An 18068-nucleotide genomic window follows, 5' to 3' on the forward strand; every position below is an offset into this window, starting at 1 on the left:
TCCTCATTATTCAATGCGTCCATACTCAGAAATTACCCGAATCAGACATTTTGAAACGCACCCTTTCCAGAAAGCTTCGCTTTCGACTACAATAGGAACAGGAAATAATATGGACAAGCTGGCGAAAGCAGGCGAAAGTGAGGACGACATGGATTCTATTGAAATGAGCAGATCTGGTCCGCTGCAATGGGGGACATCTTCCGTTCGTAGCCAGGAGGATCGGCGGTGGTCACCGCTAGATATCGTTTTAGTCATTTTATTAACTGTATTATCTGGATTATTGACCTTTACTGATCTTGGGAACCGCACGGCACCGCAATCTTTCTGGATGCCGAATAAAGTAGGAGATAACTTCACTGTAGATTTCGGAAAGCTACAGCAAGTCGATCGTATAAACTTGTATGAAGGTCCAGGTGCTAAAGGAAATACCAAAATCGAGGCGTCGAAAGATGGCCAAATTTGGGAACCCTATTTAGAGGTTGAGCACTCAACAAATCGTGTGTTTACCTGGAAGCTGGATGAGAAATCGCTTGAAGCGCGTTATATGCGGTTTACGACGGAAAAAACCGGTTATAGACTATATGAAGCAGCGTTTTTTACAAAAGGAAATACTGTTCCGATAACGATCGCGGATATTCAGCTCAATAGTGAGAATTCGCTAACTTCAGAAGGTACCGGCGCTGAGGTTTTTGACGAGCAGCAGTTCGCACCTTACCGTCCGGATTATCGCAATGGGATGTATTTTGACGAGATTTATCATGGACGTACGGCATACGAATTTATCGAGTTGATGGAGCCGTATGAGAATACACATCCACCACTAGGTAAAGTGATTCTGGCCATCGGCGTGAAAATATTCGACATGACCCCATACGGTTGGCGCTTTATGGCCGGCGTGGTTGGAACCCTGATGGTACCGATACTTTATGCGGTCGCAAAAGGGATGTTCCAGCGGACAAGATACGCCTTTCTCGCGGCATTGTTACTCGTGCTTGAGGGCTTCCATCTTGTACATTCGCGGTCTTCGAACATTGACATTATTGGGGTTACCTTTACGATCATCATGTTCTATGGGATGTATCGATATGGTGAAACCGCATGGCGAAACGGGGGATTCCGGCGCAGCTTCGGATATCTCGCACTAAGTGGTGTATTTTTCGGGGCAGCAGCAGCTGTTAAATGGAACTACTTGTATGGAGGAGCGGGACTAGCGATCTTGTTAGTATTCGCACTTGTTCGCCGTTGGAAAGAAGGGCGGAGAGATGGGGATTACGACTATGGTCGGCGTATCGTTCTCACGCTCATGGCATGTGTGATTCTGTTCGTAGCTGTGCCTGTTGGCATTTATACAGCCTCTTATGAGCCTTTCATTAAAGCGACCAAAGCGGAAGATAGTTATAAGGATTTATGGAAATATCAGGAAAACATGTATCACTACCATGAAGGGGTCAAGGAAAAGCATCCGTATGGCTCTAAGTGGTACACATGGCCGTTAATGATAAGACCTGTTTGGTATTACGGTGGTAAGGACCTTGAGCCTGGCGATGCACAAAGTATTGCAGCTATCGGTAACCCATTGATCTGGTGGGGAGGCCTGTTGGCATTGCTCGCCTCATGGTGGCTTGGTTGGAGGCGGAGGGATCGGATCGTACTGACGTTAGGAGTTGCTTACTTATCCTTCTATGTCCCGTGGATGGTTGCCCCTCGTAGCGTTACGTTCCTCTATCATTATTTTCCGATGGTACCGCTGCTTATCTTATCCATAGTGTGGATGCTTCGCTGGTTCGAGGAAAGAAGTCGCAATGGTCGTCGGTTTACGATTCTGTTCATGAGTGTTGCTGCTGTGTTATTCGTCTGGTTTTACCCAATCTATACGGGAATGACAATTAGCCGCGAATGGATGAATATTGCGATAAGATGGCTGCCTAGCTGGGGCTTCTAAAAAAAGGGGGAGACTAGTTCGTGCAACAAACATGTTTTCTTTCCGTTGTTGTCCCCATGTACAACGAGGAAGAGGTTATTGAAGTGACTTACAACCGCCTAAAGGTGGTTCTTGATAAGCTTGGTGAAACGTACGAAATCGTATTCGTCAACGACGGCAGTAGGGATAAAACCACTCACATTGTTAGAGGAATATGCGCAGTGGATCATACGGTAAAACTCGTTGATTTTTCTCGCAATTTCGGTCATCAGATCGCGGTAACTGCAGGAATGGACCATTCTAGCGGGAGAACCGTTGTGTTAATCGATGCAGATTTACAAGACCCACCGGAGCTTATTACCGATATGGTGGCCCGGTGGCGTGAAGGTTATGATGTTGTCTATGGGAAGCGGATCGATCGCAAAGGGGAGTCGTGGTTCAAGAAGTTCACCGCGGCGATGTTTTATCGGTTGCTTCGTTCGATGACGTCTGTGAATATTCCAGTAGATACTGGAGATTTCCGTTTGATGGATCGTAAAGTATGCGATGCTCTCACGTCAATGAGAGAGCGCAGCCGTTTTATTCGCGGAATGGTCAGTTGGGCGGGCTTCAAGCAAACTTCAGTCGATTACGTACGTGATGAGCGGTTTGCTGGGGAGACCAAATATCCGCTTCGCAAAATGATCAGGCTGTCACTAGACGCGATGACCTCCTTCTCCACGAGACCTCTCAAGATTGCGAGCATCCTCGGATTTGTATTGTCTGCTGTCGGCTTTGTCTATTTATTCATCGTGCTGTACCAGCGGATATTCACAGATACAACAACCCAAGGCTGGACTTCGATGATTGCGATTAGCTTATTATTTCACGGGATCACCTTGTCGCTGTTGGGCGTACTTGGGGAGTATATTGGACGAACCTACGAGGAATCGAAGGGACGTCCATTATATCTCGTCGCTGAAGCCGTTAACTTCTCCACGAGTGCCGAGCCTTCTCGGGAACGAGAAGCAATCACCAAATAGAAATAGGTGTACTGAAATCAATATTGATGGATGCTAAGGAAGCCGTAGCATGCTGGATGTGGTTATTGGCTTCCCGACGGATATTCGGTAATCCGTCGGGGATTGATTGTACCAACGACGGAATTGCTTGGAGAAATAGAGCGCGTCAAGGAATCCGACGGAGGAAGCGATCTGTTCGACGGTTAATTCAGGCCGCTCGCGCAGTAATCTTCTGCCGTGATCAACCCTTAGCTTAGTGAGAAAAGTGACAGGTGAGAGGCTCGTATGCTGTTTGAACAAGCGAGACAAATAAGCTCTGTTATAGCCTAGAGTCTCTGCCATTACTTCAATCGTTACTGGCTCTGCGTATTGTGTTGACAAGTAACTGATAACTTGCCTCACCAGTTCATCGCTATGTGAATCCGGTCGGATTGGAGATTGTGTGATCTCTGCCGTAGTTTCATGTAGACTTGCGAGCAACAGGTGGAGATGACCAGATGCTAATAGGGATGCTGAGCTGCCTCGTGCACGAAAGGCTTCGAAGATAGCAAGACACTGCTCACCAGGCGTAGTATTAACCCCAGAGTTCACGATCGGGTATTCCAAGCTAAGCCCAGCCTCAGTGACAAGAGTTTGTGCTTGTGTACCTGTAAAAGCGACCCAACGATAGAACCAGGGAGCTTCCTCGTCAGATACATAGTGAAACAGTTGCCCAGGTGGAATGAGAAAGCTATCCCCTGCCGCAAGCTCCGCGGTAATGTCCCCCATTCGAAATGTACCTTTTCCCGATATCACATGATGGAGTAAATAATAATCGACAACTTTAGGCCCAATATGATGCTGCGGCTTTGTTTGACTTTCACCCGCGAACAGGACGGTCAGCTCTCGGGTGTGTAAGCTGACGGGATTGGAAACGACTTGATAGGTTGTATTGTTGCTCACACACGATTCCCCCTAATAAGCTAAGCCTGATCCTTAAATTATAACATTTTCAAGATTGAAATATTATTCAAAAGTCACATTTCTCCATATGGAAAGCATATCAATCCATTTCGTTAACAGAGTAAGTTTCGTTATAATAGGATCATACAACGATATACTAAGGAGAGTTGATTTTCTAGATGACACAGCTTATGGAGTTGAAACAGGATTTCGTTCAGAGATTTGGTGGTATAGAAGCTGATATTATGGTCTTTCATGCACCTGGCCGTGTAAATCTGATAGGCGAGCATACCGATTATAATGGCGGTTCGGTATTTCCGGCGGCTCTTACATTCGGTACGACGCTGCTTATCGCTCCAAGGAATGATCGTAAGCTCGGATTTGCTTCGACCAACTTTCCTTTAATGAAGGAAATTCCGCTTGAAAATGTGACTTTTGCTGAAGAGGATGACTGGGCGAACTATCCGAAGGGTGTCGTATGGGAACTGAAGCAAAGAGGGATCGACCTGAGCCAAGGGTATAGCTTCCTGTTTCATGGCGAGATTCCGAATGGTGCGGGATTATCCTCGTCGGCTTCCATTGAAGTTGTCACGGCATTCGCCCTACTCTCTATGGAGGGTAAACCAACGGATACGGTGCAAATTGCGCTGTGGTCTCAGCATGCAGAAAATGAATTTATCGGTGTGAAATGCGGAATTATGGATCAGTTTGCAGTTGCTAACGGTCGTAAAGACCATGCGATTCTGTTGGATTGTGATACCTTGAAGTACGAATTAGTTCCTTTCGAATCTGGCGAATACAAGCTCGTCATTGGAAATACGAACAAGCGCCGCGGATTAGTAGATTCCAAATATAACGAACGCCGTTCGCAATGCGATCAGGCCGTTCAAGATCTAAAGCAAGCCTTCCCTGAGCTCACATTACTTGGTCAATTGACGCTGGAGCAGTATGAGGCGAACGAACACCTTATCCAGGATGAAACTGTTCGCCGCCGTGCTCGCCACGTCGTAGAAGAAATTCATCGTGTTGGACGTTCAATGGAAGTGTTAACTAATAACGATCTAGAAGCATTTGGGAAGCTGATGAACGCCTCACATGATTCACTTCGCGATCTGTACGAAGTGACAGGAGTCGAGCTAGATACGATGGTAGACGCAGCACGTTCTGTGCCGGGTGTCCTAGGCTCACGTATGACAGGTGCAGGCTTCGGAGGCTGCACAGTATCGCTGGTACATCAAGATTCCGTAGAGAAATTTATTGCAGATGTGGGTAAACAATACGAAGCAGCAACAGGTCTTACACCTGCGTTCTATGTATGCGATATCGGTGATGGTGTTCACCAAATCAAAGAGGAGGCGTAAGCCATGGCGGTACTTGTTACAGGTGGTGCGGGTTATATCGGTTCTCATGCGGTAGCGGCATTGTTGGAGAAGGGCGAGCAGGTAGTCATCGTCGATAATTTATATCAGGGACATAAAGCTGCGCTGCTTGGTGGGAAGTTATACGAGGGCGATCTGCGTGATGCGGATTTCCTAGCTACCGTATTTCAAGAGAACGACATTGATGGTGTAATCCATTTTGCAGCCAATTCTTTGGTCGGCGAGAGTATGAAGGATCCTGGTAAGTACTATCATAACAATGTTTACGGAACCTTGTGCCTGCTAGAACAAATGCAGAAGGCGGGTGTGTCCCGTATCGTGTTCTCTTCAACAGCAGCTACTTATGGGGAGCCAGAACGAGTGCCCATCGATGAGTATGATCGTACGATGCCAACGAACGCTTATGGGGAAACGAAGCTGGCCATGGAGAAAATGATTCGTTGGTTCGACGTTGCGCATGGCATTAAATTCATATCTTTGCGTTATTTCAATGCAGCAGGCGCTCATATTTCTGGACAAATCGGAGAAGATCATAGTCCAGAAACGCATTTAGTTCCACTGGTGCTGCAAGTCGCATTAGGTCAACGCGATTGTATATCCGTCTTCGGAGAGGATTACCCGACAGAGGATGGCACATGTATCCGCGATTATGTTCATGTTAGTGACTTGGCGGATGCACATATTCTTGCTTTAGAGCGGCTTCGCCAAGGTGGGGATAGTGCGATCTACAATCTAGGCAGTGGTAACGGCTATTCCGTTAAACAGGTTATCGATGTGTCCAGACAAGTTACGGGTCATCCGATTCCAGCTAAAATCGAACCTCGCCGCGCAGGAGATCCTGCTGTGCTGATCGCCTCATCTGATCGAGCTCGTAAAGAGCTTGGCTGGGCTCCGAAACGTGAGGAGCTAGAACAAATCGTTGCTAGCTCATGGGAATGGCATCGCACACATCCGAACGGATATAAGCAGTAATTGGGAGGTCAATGCATGAACAATACAACATCAATCCCATTAGAAACACCTGAGCAAATGCTTGTTCTTGCTATTGAGAGGTTAGTTGAGTTTGCGCTTCATCAAGGACTGATCGAACCTCTGGATCGAGATCTAGCACGTAATGCGCTATTAGATCTATTCTCACTCAAGGAACCTTTGGAAGGTATTCATATAGATCCGGCCACTCTACCGGATAGTCCGGTTATTCTTCTTGAGCCTTTGCTGGATGCAGCTGTTGAGCTAGGTTTGTTGCCTGATGATACGTTAACTTATCGTGACTTGTTCGATGCTCGGATCATGGGTTTGTTAATGCCGAAGCCCTCGGAAGCTTATCGTCAATACGTGCAACTAGTCGCAGAACACGGAGCGATCCGTGCGACCGATTGGTTCTATAAGCTAAACATCGATTCGAACTATATTCGCATGGATCGTATCCGGAAAAACGGATATTGGAAGCATCGCACTTCGGATGGGGACCTGGAAATTACCGTTAACCTATCTAAGCCGGAGAAGGACCCGAAGGAAATCGCATTGCTTAAGACGCTACCGCAGTCGCATTATCCGAAATGTCTGCTATGCAAAGAAAATGTCGGGTACGCTGGCCGTCCCGATCATCCTGCGCGTCAGAACTTGCGTGTGTTACCCGTTGCACTGCAAGGAGAATCATGGTTTTTCCAATACTCTCCTTACGTATATTATAACGAGCATAGCATCGTCTTCTGTGGTGAACATATTCCGATGAAAATCTCTCCTGCGACGTTTAATCGCTTGTTAGATTTTGTAGAGGAATTTCCTCATTACTTTATCGGCTCTAATGCAGATTTGCCTATCGTTGGAGGCTCGATACTAAACCATGACCATTTCCAAGCAGGCCGTCATGTATTCCCGATGGAGAAGGCTTCCGTGCTGGAATGGTTGAACTGTGCTCAGGAGCCTGAGGTAACAATCGGGGTTGTCCAGTGGCCGATGTCTGTGCTGCGATTGCGTTCTAGCAATCGTCAAGCCATTCTTAACGTAGCGGCTGATGTTCTTGCTAAATGGCGTGCTTACAGTGATCCGACCGTAGATATCATTGCTTTCAGTGAGCGAGATGAGGGTCGTGTGGAACACAATACGATCACGCCAATTGCAAGACTCAAGGACAACGCTGTATACGAATTGGATCTGGTGTTGCGAAACAATCGTACAAGTGCGGAGCATCCGGATGGTATATTCCACCCTCATCAAGAGCTCCATCACATTAAGAAAGAAAATATTGGACTTATCGAGGTTATGGGTCTCGCCGTGCTGCCAGGCCGGCTTCAGGTTGAGCTAGGACAAATCGCGGATATTGTTACGGGACGTACTCCGTATGATGAAGCTGCAATTGCCTCACCGGAGCATCCTTTGAACAAGCATGCAGATTGGATATGGACGCTAGTTGATCTTTACGGTACAGATGGATCTGACGAAGCCATTCAACTGCTACTGCAAGCGGATGTGGGAGATAAATTCCATGCCGTTCTACAGAATGCAGGGGTATATAAGGGGAACGAGAACGGACGTAATGCATTTCAACGCTTCCTTGTGGCTTCCGCTTTAGTGTAAGGTTACAGGATTGTTTATGATCTGGGAACGGGGTGTAGATTATTCATGACAACGATTATACAAGAAGTTCAGCATGAGCAATGGGGACGCTGCGTGTCATTGAGCAATGCAAGCATCCAACTATTAGCTACACTTGATTATGGCCCAAGGATCATTCATCTTTCCTCACAAGAGGGTAAGAACTTATTTTTCGAGGATACCTCAAATGAGATCGAACAAGGCGGCGATGCATTCGCACCCGTCGGAGGCGGCAGTTGGAAAATCTACGGAGGCCATCGGTTATGGACAAGTCCGGAGAGAATTCCGCGCACGACCTATCCCGATAACGAGCCTGTACTATGGGAGCAAATCGGTGATCATGCCATTGTTCTACGGTCGAAGCAAGAGCATTGGAATCAAATTACGAAAGCCATTGAGATTCATTCCGATCCATCAGAAGCCAGCATAAAAGTCATTCATCACGTGACGAATAATGGCGCATGGCCGATTTCCTTCGCACCTTGGGCTTTGTCTGTTATGGGGGCTGGTGGGCGTGCAATCGTTCCAATGACTGGGTCAGATAATGGGCTTTTACCTAATCGCAGATTCATTCTATGGCCGTATAGCCGTCTCAACGATCCACGTATATCCTTCACGGAATCCGCTTTGGTTGTAGACCAAGGAGAAGGACCAACGCCGTACAAATTCGGAAGCGATAACGAAGCGGGATGGGCCGCTTATAGCAACCATGGAGATACATTCATTAAGAGCTATGAGCCGGTAGTAGGCGGAAGTTACCCGGATTTTGGAGTGTCATTCGAATTGTATACGAATAGCTTGATGGTTGAACTGGAGACCCTCGGTCAGTATCAGGAGGTCGAGTCGGGTGCTACGGTTGAGCATGTTGAAACTTGGCAGGTTGTGAAGGGATTGGATTTGAGGAAAAAGGTACTGGAAGAAGCGGTTACCTTATTACAGCCATACGTCAATAAATAAAATTGCCCTAATAAACTAAGAACCCGCCCATGAACAAGTCGTGTGGCGGGTTTTTTCATTAGGGGCTAGTAGGTGCATAAGCTACGTTATCCAATTCGGAGAGCAGCTCGATCATATGCTGGATAGCAGGGTTTAACCATTTTTTCTTGTGATAGACGATTTGTGTGTAGAAGGTAATGTCGGGGTGCGTGAAAGGCAATGCGACCAACCGCTGTTCGGATAACTCACGAGTTACGGCTATTTGAGGCACGAGAGCAATCCCAAGTCCGTAGCTCACACACTGCTTAATGGCTTCAAGACTTCCGAATTCATGGTGGATGTGATAAGTGACCCCATTATTTCCTAGGAGTTTTTCGAATGCAGCACGATATGTGCATCCCTGTTCCGTCGTTATTAAGAATTGTCCGTCTAATTCTGCAATACCAATCTGATCAGTAGTGGAAAGAGGGTGTCCTGGTTTGGCGACAAGAACGAGCGGTTCTTGACGGATGATGATCGATTCGATGTCGTCATCCCTGACAGGATAGTCAATGACAATACCTAGATCCAGCAAACCCATTCGAATTGAATGCAGAATGACTGTCTCCACAAGCGGATTCACCTGCAGATTAATTTCGGGGAAGCTTTGCAGGAAGCGATGAAATAGGGGAGGGAGGTAAAAAGCCATTAGCGATTCGATCGTGCCTATTTCCAAGGTGCCCTTCGCTTGTCTAGCAATTGACCGTTTGGAATCATCATAAATTTCTAGAATCCTAATGAATGTATCGCGGAGCTGTTCACCTGCGGACGTCAACCTCATCGAACGCCCAAACCGCTCGAATAGAACGACTCCATATTCATTTTCCAGCTTTTGAATTTGCGCGGTAACGCTCGATTGCACGTAGCCTAAGTTTTCTGCCGCTTTCGTGAAGCTTTGACAACGAGCAACCTCTAAGAATGACCTCATGTAAATTAAATCCAATCCTAATCACCGCCCTCTTGCGATCCATAGCCGGTTATCTGATCAGGGACGTGAACATTGCCTTCAGGTTTCCCCACACAATCGAGCGGGACGGAGTGACCTTAGCATTATTCCATTCCACTGATCTAGATAACTGAATTTCACGTTCTTGGAGATCGCTTTCCCATATTTTATAGACGATATACTCATGAATCAACATTTTTCTCGACCTCCTGCCTTCTCTTTGATATTTATCATATCAGCGCGAAGGGAGAACGAGTTATTGAGTCTTTTTCATGCTAGGTATCAATATTATCGATGGAAACGCGACCAATGCAGTAGTTCGATTCAAACAGTTAGTTTGTGTTTGAACAAAAAAAGCACGGGTATGTTGACAGCCCATGCTCTAAAATGTTTTTTACGCGCGTAACTTGCCCAGTTCGGATACTAAAGCTTCAACCTCGCTAATACTGAATCTATCCTTTGAACTGACCATGTCGTAAATATCCTTTAGATCCTCGTATTTGTCAGAGGTAAAGCTAGAGGCTTGCATGGCTGCTCCAGTTGCCATTCTGAGCTTGGTTTTGATGGCCTCGATCATATATTCTACATTTTGCTGTGATGGTTGGTTTAAGTCCATAATAAACTTCCTCTCATACTGACTAGTGATGATGTTATTGTAACATAGGGAAGGAGCATGACGCTCGAAAACCTTCTCGTGGTTAAGTTTAACTTGTTGAACCTGCATGATAGGTGGCATTCCGAATGGAGGAATGGTAACCTGAAAGAAACATGGTGGAGAACTGCGTTACATAGGGGAGATTCTCATGCTTGATCGTACCATGCACGCTGCTGAACGAGTAGATGCTAAGGGATTGCAGGCTTTTATGAGCCGAATCGCAGACATTCATTCTAAAGAAGAAGTTACGTTCCTATGTATTGGAACGGATCGCTCAACGGGTGACAGTCTAGGTCCGTGGGTAGGAACATTATTAGAGGAGCAGGGTTTCACAAGGGTTATTGGGACACTACGTGAACCTTGCGACGCGGATAAATTACCGCAAATTGTTCCTGTATTAGCTGAACGGGGTATTATAATAGCAGTGGATGCTTGCCTAGGAAGATCGGACAGTGTGGGAACCTACTTAGTTAGGAATGGCCCCCTTATTCCCGCCCAATCGATGAATAAGGGATTTACTGCCGTTGGAGCGTATAGTATTGCTGGAGTCGTGAATGCCATAAGCTTGAAGCCTTATTGGACATTGCAGTCAACCTCCTTGTACCACGTCATGGGGATGGCTAGAGAAATTTCACAAGCGATTAGTGAGCATTGGAAGAGGAGTGATCGTATATGAAGAAGATTGAGCTATCAACAGGTACAATTATTGCTTATGAAGAAGCGGGGAGCGGTCAACCGATTATTTTGCTGCACGGCTATTGTGGCAGCCATCGCTATTGGGACGAAGTCATGCCTTTACTCGCTCCATTTGGTCGAGTCATTGCCCCAGACATACGTGGACACGGCAAATCATCAGCTAGTGAGAGTCAATATGCAATGGATCAATTAGCGGATGATCTGATGGAGCTTTTAGATGAACTTAATATAGATCAAGTGAATCTGTTTGGTCACTCTCTTGGAGGGTATATCGCATTAGCATTTGCGGAGAAATATCCGGAGAGGTTGCTCACGCTTGGCTTAGTGCATTCAACGACTTTCCCGGATAGTGAGCAAGCCAAAGAAGGCCGCTTGAAAGCAGTGGAAACGATCAAAGAACATGGGATCTCATCCTTTGTTGATGGGCTCATCCCTAAACTGTTCGCGACTGAGCATCATGCAAGCAAGACTTTGCAGCTACGGAAAGCCAAAGAAATCGGCTACGGTACGTCAATGCGTGGTGCAATTGGCTGTGCGCTTGGGATGAGAGAAAGACCGGATCACATCACTGTACTTGAGCGACTGCCGATTCCAGTCTTGCTTCTAGCAGGGGAATTAGATGGAGTCATTCCACCGGAGAAAAGGTTTCCTATTGTTAAGGATAATATAACAGCGGTCACGCTCGACAATGTAGCTCACATGGGCATGATGGAGGATCCACAAACGTTCGCAGCAAGTATCGGTTCCTTTTTGAAACGGAATGAGGTAGGCGGAAGTGTTTGAACGTGATTATCTTATTCGCTTACTCACTCAAACAGGACTTATGCTCGGTAAGGTAATGGGCCTACGCCAGCAGCAGAAGCAGAAGGAAGCGCTAGATCTTATAGATGAGTTTCTAGGGAGAGAGCTACGTCTGCGCTCTCGCCTTGCCATGGGGCTATCGGATGAGGATTTGTTATCTATGCTTTCCGTCACAGGCAGCCCGAATGCAGAGTCCGTAGCTGTTGTCGCGGCATGCCTCCAGCAAGAAGCGGACCTATTATCTGATCTCGGACAAACGGAAGAAAGTGTTCCGAGGTATGCTAAAGCGTTACGTTTAGATCTGTATCTCATTCACAATAAGATGGAAATTGAAGGATGGGATATTCGTCAGCATATCGAACAGTTACTGAGGAGTTTGTCCTCGTACGAGCTAGATACGAAGACAAAGCTGGCTCTATGGCCGTGGTATGAATCGAAGGGACAGCTTACCGAAGCAGAGGATTTGCTCTATGAGTTAGAAGAAGAGGGAGTTATCTCCGCCGAGGAAGGGGATAACTTCTATGCAAGGTTATCCGAACTTGAGGATAGTATGCTTGAAGCCGGCGGATTGCCGCGAGGTGAAATGGAAGAAGGGCGCAGGCAATGGGGCGCTCTAATGAAGGAGAATGCTTGATGAATGGTTCGGCTCAATCCCAGGAATGGCTTACTTTTTTAGAGGAAATCGTAGTGGAGGGCCGTCTTATTCAGGTCATCTTTAGTTCTCCTCGCCGTAAAGACGAGGACATAGCACGCAAGCTGACTGTTCGCCCCATTAAACTTAAAAACGGACTTTTTTATCAATTTGAACGCCATCACCTTAACAAAGTATTTCATGAAAATGTAGCTGCTGAGGAGTTAAAGGATCAGCTTCAATTGACGATGGAGCGATATAAGCAGGCTTTGTTCAAAACCCCTGATGCCGATATTCAAATTCTGGCAAATAAAAAAGGGGGATTATCTCTTCTTACACAAGCGAAAGCGACGAAAAGAGAGGCCGTACCGCAAGAACATAATCGTAATAAATCTTACGTCTTGCCAGATGGAGAAGCTGTCCCTTTCTTAATTGCACTTGGCGTCATGACAGCGGAGGGTCGAGTTGTTAAAGCGAAGTATGATAAGTTTCGGCAAATCAACCGTTTTCTTGAAATGGTTTCCGATGTCATTTCCGAGCTACCCCGCGGCAAGCGATTAAATATTGTGGATTTTGGCTGCGGCAAGTCGTATCTTACTTTTGCGCTGTATCATTTATTAGCAATCAAAGAACAATTACCCGTTCGAATCATCGGTCTGGATCTGAAGAAGGATGTCATCGAAACGTGTTCTAAGCTAGCTGCTGAACTGAAGTGGGATGATCTCGTGTTCTCCGTAGGAGATATTTCCGATTATGAAGGGGATACGTCCATTGATATGGTAGTTACGCTTCATGCCTGTGATACTGCAACGGATGCGGCATTGCTTAAAGCTATTAGCTGGGAATCGAGCGTAATTCTATCTGTTCCCTGCTGTCAGCATGAGCTATTCCGTCAAATTAATCAGCCTTTGCTTAAGCCACTGCTGAAGCACGGTATTCTCAAAGAACGGTTTTCTGCACTGGTGACGGATGCGATTAGAGCGAATCTTCTTGAATTAGCAGGGTATCGGACTCAACTATTAGAATTCATAGATTTGGAGCATACCCCAAAAAATATCCTCATCCGAGCAGTTAAAAGTGAAAAGATAAACACAGCAGAAATTAAGGGAGAATATGAACAGTTTAGGGATTTTTTGGGCGTTTTACCTTATATGGAAAGAGAAAAGGGGTAAGTGTGTCTTAAGTCATAAAATAAGTGGTTAAAAAGTCCCTTAATTTTAGATAAAGTTGAATAATATTAAGTCTTTTGGCGGTTTATACGGTTGTCTGAAAAAGCAACGATATGGTAAAATCAAACATGTACTCCCGCTTTTATGACTATAGCCCTTTGTGAAAAGGTGAATGTATTGGGATTTCAATGGACAGATTTTATTCTATTTATAATGCTTTTAATATTATTTGTAAGTGTTATTGCTTTTAATAGAATAACGCAGACACATAAGGTGTATTTGGCCTTTCATTTTATTATGATGCTTTGGCCGTTAGGTCAACTTGCAGTTAAGATGACGGACATTGTCCACTATCAGCTGCTATTTGTTAATATGTCATTTATTGGTATGGGCATGCTCGGACCGGGTTGGCTAGTATTCGTGTTTTTCCTCACAGGTCGAGCTGCCCAGCTTAATTTAAGGCGGTTGCTGCTGTACATTTCACCTGCGGTGTTATGCGTAATTGGTGCGATGTGGAACCCTCAAGAATTATTCATAGCTCCGGTTGAAGGGAACTATTTCCATCGTCTGTACGGCCCATTATTTTGGTTGCTTTTGTTAATCCAGTTCGCTTATTTTTTCACAGCTCTGATGAGTATGTTTCATGCGCTCAAGTCGGTTAATTCTATCAATCAGAGGAAGCAACTTGCAACCGCTTTAATTGGGATTTTCGTCTTAACAGGCTTTGGGCTTCTTGATGTACTTATTAATGTTCTGTTGGTTCAATGGCTCCCTGTAGTACCTGGGTTGTTAGCAATCGGAATACTGTTATCGGATGTATGCTTTGTCATTGCCATTTACCGGTTTGGAATATCTGATATTCTAAGCATGGCCCAACGGGATATTTTTGAGCATATGACCACTGGGATTATTGTCGTGGATGAGAACGGTAAAATTTTAGAGGTTAATAAGGGAGCGTCTCCATTCGTTCAAACGATCAAAGGCGAAACCTTCGAGATGGAGAAGCTTCTAACTCCGCTGCAGGCCCAAGGAGAAGTTTATGAGTTTTTGTACCGATATATCCATCATCCCTATGAGAAGATGCAAATGGAATTTTCACTTCAGGAAAATGCCGGAAAGCACGTCTCGATACAGATTTCTCCTGTATTGGATGACCGGAAAACGTTGTTGGGGAGAATCATTACATTTCATGATGTGACTGAGCTTCGCAAGCTCGTTGTAGAGATGAATCGGAAGAACGAAGCGCTACATGAACGTAATCTGGAGCTCATTACGATTCAAGAAGAGTTGTTTCGGGTTAATCAGAAGCTTGAGCAAATGGCGGTTACGGATGGACTGACAGGCTGCTATAATCGCAGATATCTCATGCAGCAATTAGAGCATGAAGTATTGCTCAACATGAGATACCATATCCCGTTTGCTATTTTCTTATTTGATATTGATCATTTCAAGCAAATTAACGATAAATACGGGCATATCGTAGGCGATGAAGTGCTGAAGAGCACGGCTGACATCGTACGTACGAAGCTGCGTAGAACAGATATCTTGGCTAGGTATGGTGGTGAAGAGTTTACGATTTATTTACCTCATACGAATCGTGAGCAATCAGAGCTGTTGGCGGAAAGAATTATGCAGGCTGTTGGAGATAATTGGGTAGATGCGGGAACCGAAAAAGTGCATGTTACGATCAGTATGGGGGTTCTCACAGAGTCGAGCGAGGAATTATCCTTCGAAGATCCCAAGGAATATATGCGCGAGGTGTTTTCGAGCGCTGATTCTGCTTTGTACCAAGCCAAGAATGAAGGGCGAAATCGTGTTGTAATGGCGCTTTAAGCCTAAAAAAATTAACTAGACTAGCACGGTGATTACTTACATCTGCTCGAAAATTGTGGTAGTATTACGCTATGATTATTTGAGTGGATAAAGGCAAACTTGCTGAAAAGTAGGGACGCAAAGCTACAGGGTCTAATGTTCGCAAGAACGATGACAGCCTGGCTGCCGATGAGTCCCTAACGGGATGAATAAGGCAAAGCAGGCTATTCCTATTCAAGGAATTGCCTTTTTTTAATTAGCAGGAAGTTAGAAAGGTGGTTTGACGGGCATGTCACAAGACGGGGACAAAATGTTCAGGTCGGAGATCGAAAAAGAACTGCTTCCGTTAAATATGCTACTTCACTGTCGAACCGTTGTAGAAGGTAAGAACTTTGTTACGACCGGTGTAATGACTCATATCGAAGGGGAGCTCTTCGAGGTTGAGCTTCATGAGTTTGAACAGTTTGATCTTGGAGAAACAGTCAAAATGACGGTATATTCTCCAGCGGGAATCCAATCCATGCCTTCGATCGTTTTTGCCAAGTATGAGGGGGCTATTGCGCTGCTACAGCCGCCTGACGTGCAAAAGCGCTTCATAGAGAGAAGAGAGCATCCTCGAGTAGAAATTAGTGGAAGCGTGCAAATTATTCATGTCATGAATGCTTCTGGAGAAGAAGTGACGCTGGAACAATCTGGGCAGCTAACAATCCATGATATTAGCATATCGGGTATTAGTTTTTTGGGACAGGATGCAGCTCATTTTGCCATGAAATCGCGGTTAAAGGCTAAAGTGGAAATCGGCTTCGGGTTCAGCTGTGAGCTTGAAATCGTTCGTCGTGAGCCGAAGGACAACCTTATGTGTTACGGTGCTAAGATGCATGTTCTTGAGCCGGAAATGCTTCGTCCACTAAGAGCGCTGATCTTACGACAACAAGTGGAGAAGTATGCTCAAACTCGTCGAGATTCAAGTAAGAAGAGGGTTTTCAACGGGTAATTGAAGTGAAGAACCTGATTTTTGCAGGCCCTTATAAGGCCTGTTTTTGATTTTAAATGCGATTGACGTCTGCGAGACATTCGATGGAATTTGAGGAAATGGACGTGGGGTTAGGAGGGTGTCCGTGATGACAAGCTCCTCTGTCACATATAGTGAAGCAAAAGTGACAAAGGAGTGATTTCATGACTATTCAACGCATCAAGCCATTATTGGGAGATTCCAAAAGGTCCCGCATCATTCGTGTTAAAAAATCCTCTCGTACGCAGGGTACCAACCAACCAACCTTTAACCGTCTAACTGTCGTTTGGGTACAAAATAATGGAGTACCATTTGATACTACCGGCTTCTTCGCTCGTCTATCGAGAGGGAATACCCTTGTATCTACAGCTAGCTTTGACCGTTTCGGTGTTGTCCGGTTTAACAACATACGCACATTAACGAATGTTTCATACACCCTCAGAGTATTCAGCAGTAATGGAACCTTGTTCCGTACTCGTACGATACCGGCTGGAGTGCAAACCTTTGCGATCATAGGCTAATTAGAGTAGTACTGTATGACAACAAAGAAGGAGACCGCATTTCGTATGCGTGTCTCCTTCTTTTTTAACCTCCGAACGCATCTCGGAACGCTTGCATGAGCTTTACCCGATCCACATTCCATAGCTCAGCGATATCTTCGCTAATTTCATCATCCCACCAATCGGCCAGTACTTTCCGATTGCTGCGATTTTCCGTGATCCACATCAAGTTCCCGATAACCCGTTTCACATACAGCTCTTCAGCCTGTTTAACCAAGGATGGAGGGACATGCTGCTTCAATCTCTTGACGGTTCGATAAAGCTCGATACCGCACGCCCTGCGAATGCTACGTGGAGAAGGAAGCGAGGATGTATGCTTTTCCTGAAACATTTTCATCGAGCTTCACCTAACCTCTCTTCCTATACCCTATGCATAGGTGAAAGAGGAGGTCACGGTCACTGCTGGAATTATTGTACGACTAGATATCCGACCATCGGTCCACCGGTTTTCGTATCCGAGTGAGTTTGGCAGATGATGGGGTAAATTCCGGCTTCCTTAGGTGTGAACCGGACTACAGTTGTTTTACCCTTGTTAATGTTCCCAGAGATGTTCAAGCCTTCGATAACGAAGGGGTGGGATTGACCATTAACACCAGAAATTCGTAACTCAACTAATTCGCCTTTTTTGGCTATAATCGTACCCGGGTAGAAGACATACGACTCTATCTTCTTACCGTTGTCTGACGTTGCTGTGAATTCCCCTGTAACTAGCTGCAATACTTGTGCGTTAGCTTGTTGATCTCCTACGGGTACGGTTGCAGGCTTGGTCTGCTGCCAACCGATATAAGCGCCGGCTAGAATGACTACAGCAGCAATAACCGAGTACATCTGAATCTTTTTTCGGCTTAAAATAACGATTTTACTCATATTGTTCGCTCCTCTTCAACTTTGTCCACCTATCGAAGTGTATGCTTAGGCCCGTCCTGTCATGACAAGCTGCAACGATTTTGTGTGAGCTTCGTATAACTGG

General features: G+C 45.6%; 19 protein-coding genes and 1 riboswitch. Of the genes, 13 read left to right on the top strand and 6 right to left on the bottom strand.

Features of this window, described 5'->3' with window-relative positions; translation table 11 throughout:
- The first annotated feature begins 109 nt into the window (after positions 1-109).
- Both M1K58_RS22910 and M1K58_RS22915 read left to right on the top strand, forming a co-directional pair.
- Positions 110-1942 (top strand): phospholipid carrier-dependent glycosyltransferase, encoded by a 1833-nt coding sequence (locus tag M1K58_RS22910; RefSeq protein WP_256761212.1) that lies wholly within the window; start codon positions 110-112, stop codon positions 1940-1942.
- 20 nt (positions 1943-1962) lie between these two features.
- Complete coding sequence (locus M1K58_RS22915) at positions 1963-2943, top strand: glycosyltransferase family 2 protein (RefSeq protein ID WP_256761213.1); 981 nt, start codon at positions 1963-1965, stop codon at positions 2941-2943.
- 33 nt (positions 2944-2976) lie between these two features.
- Here M1K58_RS22915 and M1K58_RS22920 read toward each other — a convergent pair whose 3' ends face one another.
- Positions 2977-3864 carry an AraC family transcriptional regulator gene (locus tag M1K58_RS22920; RefSeq protein WP_256761214.1) on the bottom strand — a complete coding sequence of 296 codons (888 nt, stop codon included), beginning with the start codon at positions 3862-3864 and terminating at the stop codon, positions 2977-2979.
- Between the two features lie 179 nt (positions 3865-4043).
- Between M1K58_RS22920 and M1K58_RS22925 the strand changes: the two genes are divergently transcribed.
- From M1K58_RS22925 to M1K58_RS22940, 4 genes are read left to right on the top strand one after another with little or no spacing between them, the layout of a single operon-like run.
- Entirely contained in the window at positions 4044-5225 is a 1182-nt protein-coding gene (locus M1K58_RS22925; protein WP_256761215.1) for a galactokinase, read from the top strand.
- 3 nt (positions 5226-5228) lie between these two features.
- Entirely contained in the window at positions 5229-6215 is a 987-nt protein-coding gene (gene galE / locus M1K58_RS22930) for a UDP-glucose 4-epimerase GalE (RefSeq protein ID WP_256761216.1), read from the top strand.
- Between the two features lie 15 nt (positions 6216-6230).
- Positions 6231-7823 carry a UDP-glucose--hexose-1-phosphate uridylyltransferase gene (locus M1K58_RS22935; RefSeq protein WP_256761217.1) on the top strand — a complete coding sequence of 531 codons (1593 nt, stop codon included), beginning with the start codon at positions 6231-6233 and terminating at the stop codon, positions 7821-7823.
- 45 nt (positions 7824-7868) lie between these two features.
- Complete coding sequence (locus tag M1K58_RS22940) at positions 7869-8798, top strand: hypothetical protein (RefSeq protein ID WP_256761218.1); 930 nt, start codon at positions 7869-7871, stop codon at positions 8796-8798.
- Between the two features lie 58 nt (positions 8799-8856).
- On the opposite strand, the gene M1K58_RS22945 is transcribed toward M1K58_RS22940, so the two are convergent.
- The 3 genes from M1K58_RS22945 to M1K58_RS22955 all read right to left on the bottom strand — a co-directional run bounded on the left by M1K58_RS22945 (position 8857) and on the right by M1K58_RS22955 (position 10378).
- Positions 8857-9744 (bottom strand): LysR family transcriptional regulator, encoded by an 888-nt coding sequence (locus tag M1K58_RS22945; RefSeq protein ID WP_256761219.1) that lies wholly within the window; start codon positions 9742-9744, stop codon positions 8857-8859.
- Between the two features lie 49 nt (positions 9745-9793).
- The gene (locus M1K58_RS22950) at positions 9794-9958 is read right to left on the bottom strand and encodes a hypothetical protein (RefSeq protein ID WP_256761220.1); all 165 of its coding nucleotides are present in this window, start codon (positions 9956-9958) and stop codon (positions 9794-9796) included.
- A gap of 198 nt (positions 9959-10156) precedes the next feature.
- Entirely contained in the window at positions 10157-10378 is a 222-nt protein-coding gene (locus M1K58_RS22955; protein ID WP_256761221.1) for a DUF1128 domain-containing protein, read from the bottom strand.
- A 187-nt stretch (positions 10379-10565) separates the two neighbouring features.
- Between M1K58_RS22955 and yyaC the strand changes: the two genes are divergently transcribed.
- From yyaC to M1K58_RS22990, 7 genes are all read left to right on the top strand, one after another.
- Positions 10566-11093, top strand: coding sequence for a spore protease YyaC (gene yyaC / locus M1K58_RS22960; protein WP_256761222.1), 528 nt, complete (start codon positions 10566-10568; stop codon positions 11091-11093).
- Positions 11090-11896 carry an alpha/beta fold hydrolase gene (locus M1K58_RS22965; protein WP_256761223.1) on the top strand — a complete coding sequence of 269 codons (807 nt, stop codon included), beginning with the start codon at positions 11090-11092 and terminating at the stop codon, positions 11894-11896. The genes yyaC and M1K58_RS22965 overlap by 4 nt, the downstream gene beginning before the upstream one ends.
- Positions 11889-12548: a DUF6483 family protein gene (locus tag M1K58_RS22970; protein ID WP_256761224.1), complete on the top strand. Its 660-nt coding sequence runs from the start codon at positions 11889-11891 to the stop codon at positions 12546-12548. The genes M1K58_RS22965 and M1K58_RS22970 overlap by 8 nt, the downstream gene beginning before the upstream one ends.
- A complete protein-coding gene (locus M1K58_RS22975; protein ID WP_256761225.1) occupies positions 12548-13717 on the top strand; it encodes a class I SAM-dependent methyltransferase in 1170 nt (389 codons plus the stop codon). Before M1K58_RS22970 ends, M1K58_RS22975 begins: the two co-directional genes overlap by 1 nt.
- 210 nt (positions 13718-13927) lie before the next feature.
- Positions 13928-15547, top strand: coding sequence for a histidine kinase N-terminal 7TM domain-containing diguanylate cyclase (locus M1K58_RS22980; RefSeq protein ID WP_256761270.1), 1620 nt, complete (start codon positions 13928-13930; stop codon positions 15545-15547).
- A gap of 82 nt (positions 15548-15629) precedes the next feature.
- Positions 15630-15717, top strand: a riboswitch (cyclic di-GMP riboswitch).
- Between the two features lie 98 nt (positions 15718-15815).
- Complete coding sequence (locus M1K58_RS22985; RefSeq protein WP_256761226.1) at positions 15816-16520, top strand: PilZ domain-containing protein; 705 nt, start codon at positions 15816-15818, stop codon at positions 16518-16520.
- A gap of 182 nt (positions 16521-16702) precedes the next feature.
- On the top strand, positions 16703-17059 hold the full coding sequence (locus tag M1K58_RS22990; protein WP_256761227.1) for a hypothetical protein: 357 nt from the start codon (positions 16703-16705) through the stop codon (positions 17057-17059).
- Positions 17060-17123: 64 nt separating this feature from the next.
- Here the strand turns inward: M1K58_RS22990 and M1K58_RS22995 are convergent, their stop codons facing one another.
- Together M1K58_RS22995 and M1K58_RS23000 are read right to left on the bottom strand one after the other, a co-directional pair.
- Positions 17124-17435: a dehydrogenase gene (locus M1K58_RS22995; RefSeq protein WP_256761228.1), complete on the bottom strand. Its 312-nt coding sequence runs from the start codon at positions 17433-17435 to the stop codon at positions 17124-17126.
- A 71-nt stretch (positions 17436-17506) separates the two neighbouring features.
- On the bottom strand, positions 17507-17965 hold the full coding sequence (locus tag M1K58_RS23000) for a cupredoxin domain-containing protein (RefSeq protein ID WP_256761229.1): 459 nt from the start codon (positions 17963-17965) through the stop codon (positions 17507-17509).
- Between the last annotated feature and the right edge of the window lie 103 nt (positions 17966-18068).

The organism is Cohnella sp. WQ 127256, from assembly GCF_024519285.1.
GTDB lineage: Bacteria > Bacillota > Bacilli > Paenibacillales > Paenibacillaceae > Cohnella.

Bases quoted from the DNA above. Each gene is read 5' to 3' on its own strand.
- galE (WP_256761216.1), top strand. From the start codon at position 5,229: ATGGCGGTACTTGTTACAGGTGGTGCGGGTTATATCGGTTCTCATGCG.
- M1K58_RS22935 (WP_256761217.1), top strand. From the start codon at position 6,231: ATGAACAATACAACATCAATCCCATTAGAAACACCTGAGCAAATGCTT.
- M1K58_RS22925 (WP_256761215.1), top strand. From the start codon at position 4,044: ATGACACAGCTTATGGAGTTGAAACAGGATTTCGTTCAGAGATTTGGT.
- M1K58_RS22955 (WP_256761221.1), bottom strand. From the start codon at position 10,378: ATGGACTTAAACCAACCATCACAGCAAAATGTAGAATATATGATCGAG.
- M1K58_RS22910 (WP_256761212.1), top strand. From the start codon at position 110: ATGGACAAGCTGGCGAAAGCAGGCGAAAGTGAGGACGACATGGATTCT.
- M1K58_RS22940 (WP_256761218.1), top strand. From the start codon at position 7,869: ATGACAACGATTATACAAGAAGTTCAGCATGAGCAATGGGGACGCTGC.
- yyaC (WP_256761222.1), top strand. From the start codon at position 10,566: ATGCTTGATCGTACCATGCACGCTGCTGAACGAGTAGATGCTAAGGGA.
- M1K58_RS22950 (WP_256761220.1), bottom strand. From the start codon at position 9,958: ATGTTGATTCATGAGTATATCGTCTATAAAATATGGGAAAGCGATCTC.
- M1K58_RS22975 (WP_256761225.1), top strand. From the start codon at position 12,548: ATGAATGGTTCGGCTCAATCCCAGGAATGGCTTACTTTTTTAGAGGAA.
- M1K58_RS22965 (WP_256761223.1), top strand. From the start codon at position 11,090: ATGAAGAAGATTGAGCTATCAACAGGTACAATTATTGCTTATGAAGAA.
- M1K58_RS22995 (WP_256761228.1), bottom strand. From the start codon at position 17,435: ATGAAAATGTTTCAGGAAAAGCATACATCCTCGCTTCCTTCTCCACGT.
- M1K58_RS22985 (WP_256761226.1), top strand. From the start codon at position 15,816: ATGTCACAAGACGGGGACAAAATGTTCAGGTCGGAGATCGAAAAAGAA.
- M1K58_RS22980 (WP_256761270.1), top strand. From the start codon at position 13,928: ATGCTTTTAATATTATTTGTAAGTGTTATTGCTTTTAATAGAATAACG.
- M1K58_RS22945 (WP_256761219.1), bottom strand. From the start codon at position 9,744: ATGAGGTCATTCTTAGAGGTTGCTCGTTGTCAAAGCTTCACGAAAGCG.
- M1K58_RS23000 (WP_256761229.1), bottom strand. From the start codon at position 17,965: ATGAGTAAAATCGTTATTTTAAGCCGAAAAAAGATTCAGATGTACTCG.
- M1K58_RS22990 (WP_256761227.1), top strand. From the start codon at position 16,703: ATGACTATTCAACGCATCAAGCCATTATTGGGAGATTCCAAAAGGTCC.